Here is a 506-nt window from a genome sequence, read left to right on the forward strand (position 1 = left end):
CCGCAGCACGGGCACAGCGGCTGAGCTTCGAGCTCGGCGGGCGGATCGTCGGCCGGTGGAGGCGCGGCGCTGAGCAAACGGCGGGCGCGTTCGAGATGATCCTTGCGCCTGGTGCTGGCGAGCAGGCCATAGTGGCGGATCCGATGGAACCCACGCGGCAGGGTGTGGAGGAGGAAGCGGCGAATGAACTCGTCGGCCCCAAGGGTCATGACCTGCTGCCGTCCGGCACCGGCCTTGCGGTAGTCCTTGTAGCGGAAGGTGACCCCGGCTTCGTCGAACCGGAGGAGGCGGCTGTTCGATATCGCAACGCGGTGGGTGTAGCGCGACAGATCGGCGAGGACCGCTTCGGGGCCGGCGAACGGCGGCTTGGCATAAACGACCCAGCGCTTTTTGCGGACCGACGAAAGGTGCCGCAGGAAAGCGCGTCGTTCGGCGAGCTGCGTCATGCTGCCGAAGAAGACGAGCTGCCCACGGTCATGGAGGGCGCGTAGCCGGTTCAGGAACAG

General features: G+C 67.4%; 1 protein-coding gene. It reads right to left on the bottom strand.

All coding sequences use genetic code 11. The features are described from left to right. A partial coding sequence (locus ACTIFP_RS17700) for an IS91 family transposase (RefSeq protein ID WP_439569992.1) occupies positions 1-506 on the bottom strand: 506 nt, incomplete at both ends.

It is taken from the genome of Sphingopyxis sp., from assembly GCF_051861155.1.
Lineage (GTDB): Bacteria > Pseudomonadota > Alphaproteobacteria > Sphingomonadales > Sphingomonadaceae > Sphingopyxis.